At 67.4% G+C, this 7,054-nt stretch carries 7 protein-coding genes and 1 pseudogene; 6 read left to right on the top strand and 2 right to left on the bottom strand.

The window, feature by feature from the left end:
* Nucleotides 1-118: 118 nt before the first annotated feature.
* A complete protein-coding gene (locus GGG17_RS15110) occupies nucleotides 119-394 on the bottom strand; it encodes an AAA family ATPase (RefSeq protein WP_154594530.1) in 276 nt (91 codons plus the stop codon).
* A gap of 386 nt (nucleotides 395-780) precedes the next feature.
* A complete protein-coding gene (locus GGG17_RS15105) occupies nucleotides 781-1,308 on the bottom strand; it encodes a TetR/AcrR family transcriptional regulator (protein ID WP_019287877.1) in 528 nt (175 codons plus the stop codon).
* A 53-nt stretch (nucleotides 1,309-1,361) separates the two neighbouring features.
* Here GGG17_RS15105 and GGG17_RS15100 point away from each other — a divergent pair, with 53 nt between their 5' ends.
* The 6 genes and pseudogenes from GGG17_RS15100 (at nucleotide 1,362) to GGG17_RS15075 (ending at nucleotide 6,902) form a co-directional block, all read left to right on the top strand.
* Nucleotides 1,362-2,189, top strand: a complete 828-nt coding sequence (locus GGG17_RS15100) for an SDR family NAD(P)-dependent oxidoreductase (RefSeq protein ID WP_154594529.1) — start codon at nucleotides 1,362-1,364, stop codon at nucleotides 2,187-2,189.
* Between the two features lie 152 nt (nucleotides 2,190-2,341).
* Nucleotides 2,342-2,740: pseudogene (locus GGG17_RS15095) on the top strand (helix-turn-helix domain-containing protein); the annotation flags it as partial.
* 69 nt (nucleotides 2,741-2,809) lie between these two features.
* Nucleotides 2,810-3,103: an IS3 family transposase gene (locus GGG17_RS16720; protein ID WP_037215733.1), complete on the top strand. Its 294-nt coding sequence runs from the start codon at nucleotides 2,810-2,812 to the stop codon at nucleotides 3,101-3,103.
* A gap of 256 nt (nucleotides 3,104-3,359) precedes the next feature.
* A complete protein-coding gene (locus GGG17_RS15085; RefSeq protein ID WP_154594528.1) occupies nucleotides 3,360-3,833 on the top strand; it encodes a DDE-type integrase/transposase/recombinase in 474 nt (157 codons plus the stop codon).
* A gap of 50 nt (nucleotides 3,834-3,883) precedes the next feature.
* Nucleotides 3,884-4,969 carry a tyrosine-type recombinase/integrase gene (locus GGG17_RS15080; protein WP_154594527.1) on the top strand — a complete coding sequence of 362 codons (1,086 nt, stop codon included), beginning with the start codon at nucleotides 3,884-3,886 and terminating at the stop codon, nucleotides 4,967-4,969.
* A gap of 70 nt (nucleotides 4,970-5,039) precedes the next feature.
* Nucleotides 5,040-6,902 carry a tyrosine-type recombinase/integrase gene (locus tag GGG17_RS15075; protein WP_311966739.1) on the top strand — a complete coding sequence of 621 codons (1,863 nt, stop codon included), beginning with the start codon at nucleotides 5,040-5,042 and terminating at the stop codon, nucleotides 6,900-6,902.
* Nucleotides 6,903-7,054: the final 152 nt, after the last annotated feature.

Raw genomic sequence — 7,054 nt, 5'->3', positions numbered from 1 at the left:
CTTCCCGAGCCGGCGCGTCAACGCCGACCACGATCCGAACTTGAGCATGGGCTTCGATCTTGCTCGGGAGGTACGTCTCCTCTACGTCACCTCGCCGAGAGCCATCCACAGGTTCTGATCATTGCTCATCGCCGTCATCGAGGAGGTAGGTCAGGGTAGTGACCTTCATTTTCCCCTCGGCCTTCCGCCTCTCGCTCGTGCGCGTCGTGGGATAGTCGAGCCCTTCATCGAAACTGGCACCGTCGTGAGAGTGACTCTTGTTGAGCGCCTGGAGCACCGCTGTCTTGCCGGACTCGTTCTTCCCGACGAGGCAGGTCACGTCCGGCTCGACCTCGAACGCGTCCATCTCCTCGATGCTGCGATACCGACGGATCGCCACCTTCAGCAACTTCATGGTGTACCCCATCCTCTGCGCGAACCTGTTGAGTCGAAGCCTACGGCGGGGGTCCGACAAACTGCGCGGTCCTGGCTCCCGCACTCACGGGGCCAACCCAGTGACTCGCGGTCCCGTGGACAATAGGCTGCAACGCTAGGGACAGAGCCCCGACCACCCTGCATCGTCCCTAGTCAGGGATTCACGGAAGTTCTCTCCACGTCCACCTCACCATCGCCACCGACCCCGGGATGCCTAAGCACGACGTCTGGCGATCCGTGGACATCCTCGAAGGACTCGCCGCGGCCCTGGGAACCCTGGCCGCCGAGGACGACTGTGCCCAGCACGCCCTCGTGCACGTCACCCCCCAGGCCAGGCCCACGCGGTGTACTGACCGGGGGCGTTGATCAATCGGGCCGGTGAATGCGTCGAACGGATTCGACGTGGTCTGCCAGCTCGCCGTCGGTGAGAGGGGGCAGTCGGAGGAACCATCGGTACAGGAGGGGGGCTAGCAGAAGCTCTGTGGCTCGCTCGGGATTGTCGAGTCCGTCGGCAGCAACCACCCGCGCGAACTGCTGCTGCTGGCGCTGAAGAAGGGCGGTGTGGAACTGACGTGCGATCACCTCGTCGCTCTGGACTGCGGCGGCCAGCATCCGTAGCAGCGAGGCTCGCGGTTCTGACGCGAGTTCGGCGCTGGTCGCCTTCAGCGCCTCGAAGAGCTCGGGGTAGCTGCCCGCGGATTCGGACACAGCAGATTCCGTCGCAAGTGCGTCGAACAGGAGTGCATGGATCGATGGCCATGTGCGGTAGAGCGTTTGCTTGCCGACGCCGGCTTCGGCCGCGACGCCTTCCATGGTGAGTGCGTTCGGGCCGCCGCGCTCTGCGAGGCGCAGGACGGCGGAAAGAACGCGAGCGGCGGTGGCAGGGCGGGCCATGCCACCAGTATAGAAACGAGACGCACCGTCTCGTAACGTGCTTGAATGGGCCCATGACAACACCGAAGACCTGGTTCATCACCGGTGCGAGCAGCGGCCTCGGCCTTGCGTTGACCCGACTGGTGCTGGCTGTGGGTGATCGCGTCGTTGCAACGAGCCGGCGGGGCGTGCTCCCTGTGCAGCACCCGTCTCTGAGCGTGGTGCGGCTCAACCCGGCCGACCGGGATGAGTGCCGGCGGGCCATCCTGAAAGGTCACGAGACCGCGGGCTGTCTCGACCTCTTGGTGAACAACGCGGGCTATGGCCTCGTCGGTGCAACTGAGGAGGTCAGCGAGGAGGAGGCGAGGTCCATCCTCGACGTCGACCTTCTCGGCCCCTTGTGGCTCACGCAGGCTGCTCTTCCACTGATGCGCACCCAGGGCAGCGGTCACATCGTTCAGATCTCGTCGACCGGCGGAGTCGGTGCCATGCCCCTGCTCGGGCTCTACAACGCCGCGAAGTGGGGTCTCGAGGGGTTTACCGAATCCTTGGCGGGCGAGGTGAGCTCGATGGGTGTTCGAGTCACCCTCGTTGAGGTCGGTGCCATGAATACCCAGTGGGTGACCTCGGGGATGCAGTTCAGTGCACCAATTCCCGCGTATGACGAGCTGCGCGAACGACTCTTTGGAACCGCCGTCGTGCCATGGCCAAGTGAGCCTGGGGCCACGGGCGGCGGGTCGTCGCCGGAGGCCATCGCCGAGGGGATCCTTGCCCACGTCACAGCACCAGAAGGGCCCCTGCGGCTGGTCCTCGGCGAGGGAGCCGCCGACCAGATCCGCATGGTCCTCGATCAACGCCAGCAGGACTATGCAGGTCAGCCGGGATTCCAGGTCGACCACTGACCGGCGTCGAACAGTCGGCTGCGTTCATCGACTGAGCGGAGTCGTTCAGGCTGGCCCTCAGCGGCGGACCGCTCCACGTTCGCAGTCGCGTCATGTATTGCCCGGAAGGCAGGCCACTTCGGTGGCCTGCCTTCCCGCTCTGAGGAGGACTTATCAGCCACGCCAACGCGGCTCTGACACCACGTCACCGCCTGAAGGTCGCTCGTCTCGTTCTCGAGGACGGGTGGCCGATCAGCGAGGTCGCCGCCCGCTTCCAGGTGTCCTGGCCGACCGTGAAGCGATGGGTTGACCGCTACCGGGCCGGCGAGTCCATGCAGGACCGGTCGTCACGCCCAAGATCGTCGCCGAACAAGACCGCGAAGACGGTGTCAAAGCGGTGCGTGAGCCTACGAATGCGACTGCGGGAAGGACCCGTTCAGCTCGCTTCCCGACTCGACATCGCACCCTCCACCGTGCATCGCATCCTCACCACGGCGCGCCTGAACCGGCTGTCCTACGTCGACCGGGCCACCGGTGAACCCGTCCGCCGGTACGAGCACCCCCACCCCGGGGGGACTGCTGCACGGATAGGTGACATCTGATCTGTGGCGTCGAGGGACGCTGCTGGAAGGATGGACACCGTGCCCAAGCCCTACCCCAAAGAGTTTCGTGACGATGTCGTGCGGGTCGCTCGCAACCGTGAGCCGGGTCAGCAGTTGAAGCAGATTGCTGCTGACTTCGGGATCAGCGAGTCGTGCCTGACCAACTGGCTCAAACGCGCCGACGTCGAGGACGGCACCGCGCCGGCCGTGACGAGTGAGCAGGCAGCCGAGCTGCGTGAGCTCAAGCGCCGTAACCGATTGCTGGAGCAAGAGAACGAGGTGTTGCGGCGCGCGGCGGCGTACTTGTCGCAGGCGAACCTCCCCCGAAAATGATGTTCTCGCTCGTCCGCGAGCTGGCTGGCAAGGGAGCCCGGATCCGGGTGCCTGTGTCGGTGACGTGCCGGGTGCTGAAGTTGTGTCGTACGCAGTACTACCGGTGGCTCACGTCCCCGGTCACCGCCTCCGAGCTGGCCTGGGCGCATCGCGCGAACGCGTTGTTCGACGCCCACCGTGATGACCCCGCCTTCGGGTACCGATACCTCCACGAGGAAGCCGCCGACGCCGGGAAGGGCATGTCGGCTCGCACGGCGTGGCGGATCTGCTCAGCGAACGCCTGGTGGTCGATCTTCGGGAAGAAGCGCTCGGCTCGGCCCGTCCGCGGCCCGGACCACCGGTGCACGATGACCGGCTCGCGGTCGAGGGCGAGGCGGGCCGCGTCCGCCACGACTTCACCAGCGCGGCGGCACCGAATCGGGTGTGGCTGACCGACATTACTGAGCACTGGACCGGTGAGGGCAAGCTGTACCTCTGCGCTCTCAAGGACGCCTGCTCCGGGCGGATCGTGGGCTACAGCATCGACTCACGGATGACGTCGCACCTGGCTGTCACGGCGTTGAACTCAGCCGTCGCGCGCCGCGCCGCTGACGGCGTCGATGTGGCCGGGGGCATCGTGCACAGCGACCGAGGCTCGCAATCTCGAAGTCGAAGATTCGTCCACCGCCTGGGCCGCCACCAGCTCGTCGGGTCCATGGGACGGGTCGGTGCCTGCCTGTTAACCGGCTAATCGCGTCGGGTGAGGTCGCTGACCTGCGTGTTCGGGCGTAGGGATGAGGCATGAGTGGTGTTGCGGCAGTAGTCCTGGTGCGTGACGAGGCGCGGTCGTGGCGGTTGACCAGCTCGGACCCGCGGGTGGTCGCGGACGCTAACGCGTATCTGGGGTATCTGGCAGATCGGGGCTACTCACCCGCGACGATCCGCACGTACGGGTACGGGTTGCTGGCCTTCACCCGCTGGCTGGCCGCGACGGGCCGCTCGGTCGAGCAGGTCGACACCAACGCCGTCCTCGCGTTCTTGTCCGCGTGCCGCGACGAGCACGTCGCGGGGCGGGCGGGCCCGAACGTGGTGGATCTGAACGGGCAACGTGTCGATCGCCTGGCCCCGTCCTCGATCAACCTGCGCCTGGCCGCAGTCAGTGGCCTGTACGAGTTCCTCGGCATGCGTGACCCCGCCCGGGTGTCCCCGATCCCCAAGGGCCGCGCCTCGTCGTGGTTCGCGCCAGGGGAACGCTCGGGCCTGCTCGGTCACACGAAACGCCGCCCTGCACCGCGTTCGCGTCTTCGGGTGCGTACCCCGCGACGACTTCCCCGCGCCATGTCCGCGGCCGAGTGCACGGCCCTGCTGGACAGCCTGCACTCGCGGCGGGACCTGGCCATGGCCGGTCTGATGCTGTACTGCGGGCTGCGCTCGTGCGAGGTGTTGTCCCTGGCCGTGACCGATGTCGACATCGGCGGCCGGTGGCTGACGGTGCATGGCAAAGGCGCCAAGGACCGTCGAGTTCCCCTGGACGAGGACGTCGCCGCGATGATCAACGCCTACCTGCTCACCGAACGCCCCGACACGACCACGTCCGCGTTGTTCGTCGTCGCCAAGGGGGCCAACCGTGGCCGTCCGTTGACACCGGCCGGCCTGCGATCGGTGTTCCGTTACCACCGCGCGACCGCGGACGTTCCCGCCGCAGCACCCCACGCCTTTCGACACACCTTCGGGACAGCTTTGGCCCAAGCCGGTGTCGACCTGGCTGTGATGCAAGCCCTCCTCGGGCACGCCCACGTCGACACCACTGCCCGGTACATCCACCTGGCACCCACCCACGTGAAAGCCGAATACGATGCCGCCCGCAGCCGCGCACGCCACACCTGACCCCACCGACCGCCCCGGCGCAAGCCCGGCAAACGCGTGTCCCGCCGGCACGGCGAACGAACCGGCGGCTGTGGTGCTCGCTGCGTACGAGGAGCACCTCGCCGCGACCGGGCGGGGCAACCCCGCCTACACGACCGCGGCGCGAGGCTTCCTTCGCCGCTGGCCGCACCCGCTCGACTGGACACTCGAGTCCTTGGACGTGCAGTTGTCCGCCGGGACGGCCACGCGCCCCTTCATCACCTTCCTGCTCGTCACCGGCCGCATCAACCCCGGCTGGGACTACCTGGTGCACCGCAAGCTCTCCTCGATCTGGCGCGACGTGCCCGGCACCCGCATCGGAACCGACCTGCAGGAGTTCATCACCACGGCCCGCGCCCAGGGATACACCCAACGCACCGCGTCGGCCATGGCCAGTCAGGTCCTGGCCAGGTTGCTGTTCGCGACCGGGAAACGTCTGCACGACCTATCCGAGGAGGACTTCGTCGCCCTGGCCATCGCGGGTCGTGATCGTGAACGGGACACCGGGCGGACGTGGAAGCACTACCGCGGGGCCGCGACCGCGACACGGGCCGTGCTGTTCCACATGGGGGTCCTGCCCGCCCTGCCACCGCCCGCGCAGTCGCGCTGGTCCTACGAACGACGCCTCGCAGCAGTGCCGGACCCGATGAAGTCGATCATCATCGCCTACCTGCACCGCAAGGCCGTGACCTGCAAAGAAGGGACCGTGTCCAGCCTGGCGACCCGCCTGACCGGGTTCGCGACCTACGTCACCGGCATCGACGCGACCCTCACCCCGGACCGCCTGGACCGATGCACCCACATCGAACCCTGGATGACATCCCTGACGACCACCCGCAGCACCACCAGCGCAGCGATCATCACCCGCGCGGACCAAGCACGCCGGATCCTGGCCGTCAGCAACTTCCTGTCCGACATCACCGAGTGGGGATGGCCCACCGCCCCCACCCGAAAACTGCTGTACCGCAGCGACATCCCACGCCTTCCTCAACCCCTGCCCCGGTTCCTGGCCCCCGACGCGGACCGGCGACTGCAACAAGCACTCGAGGACTCCCCGAACCGACTCGCAGCCGACGCCCTGCTGCTGCAACGCGCGTGCGGGCTACGCATCGGCGAGCTGCTCGACCTCGAGCTCGACGCCGTCATCGACGTCCCTACTGCCGGGTCCTGGCTCAAGATCCCCCTCGGCAAACTCGACACCGAACGCATGGTCCCCATCGACCCCGACATCCTGGCCCTGCTCGACCGCATCACCGCCACCCGCAGCCCTGGGCGACCCATCCCGCACCCACGCACCGGGCGACCCGCGGACTTCCTGTTCACCGCCCACGGACGCCGACTCGGACAAAACCAGCTACGACGCGAGCTGGACCGCGCCGCAACCACCGCCGGGATCGGCCACGTCAGCCCCCACCAGCTCCGACACACCTACGCCACCGCCCTCGTGAACGCCGGCGTCTCCTTGCAAGCCCTCATGGCCATCCTCGGACACTCCTCAGCCGAGATGAGCCTGCGCTACGGGCGACTGTTCGACACCACCATCCGCGCCGAGTACGAACGAGCCCTCGACCTGGCCAAACAACACATCGCCACCCTGCCCGCACCAGACACCCCGAGCAAGCCCACCAACAACACCACCCCGACCGACTGGCGCAACACCGCGACAATCAAGACCGCCCTCGCCGGCGGCTACTGCCTACGCGCCCCCGCCCAAGGCGCCTGCCAATACGCGAACATCTGCGAACACTGCCCCAGCTTCCACACCACCCCCGCCTACCTACCCGTCCTGACCGCGCAACGCGACGACGCCCAAGCCCTCGCCCACGACGCCCGCCACCGCGGCTGGGACCACGAGACCGAACGACACCTACACCTCATCACCCGCATCAACAACCTCATCGAACGAGCCGGATAGCACGCCTGATCCCCGGCCCCTGCAATGAGTCGCCCCGGATTTCGTGGAGGGCGGGTTATGCCGTGCCGGCGGGTGCCGGGGCACGGTTGAGTGCAGCGTAGTAGGTGGCTTCGTACTCGGCGGGTGGGGTGTGGTCGCAGTGGCTGTGCAGG

The organism is Arsenicicoccus cauae, assembly GCF_009707125.1.
GTDB classification, from domain to species: domain Bacteria; phylum Actinomycetota; class Actinomycetes; order Actinomycetales; family Dermatophilaceae; genus Arsenicicoccus; species Arsenicicoccus cauae.
This window is presented reverse-complemented; position numbering and strand designations above follow the sequence as displayed.

Bases quoted from the DNA above. Each gene is read 5' to 3' on its own strand.
- GGG17_RS15100 (WP_154594529.1), top strand. From the start codon at position 1,362: ATGACAACACCGAAGACCTGGTTCATCACCGGTGCGAGCAGCGGCCTC.
- GGG17_RS15080 (WP_154594527.1), top strand. From the start codon at position 3,884: ATGAGTGGTGTTGCGGCAGTAGTCCTGGTGCGTGACGAGGCGCGGTCG.
- GGG17_RS15110 (WP_154594530.1), bottom strand. From the start codon at position 394: ATGAAGTTGCTGAAGGTGGCGATCCGTCGGTATCGCAGCATCGAGGAG.
- GGG17_RS15105 (WP_019287877.1), bottom strand. From the start codon at position 1,308: ATGGCCCGCCCTGCCACCGCCGCTCGCGTTCTTTCCGCCGTCCTGCGC.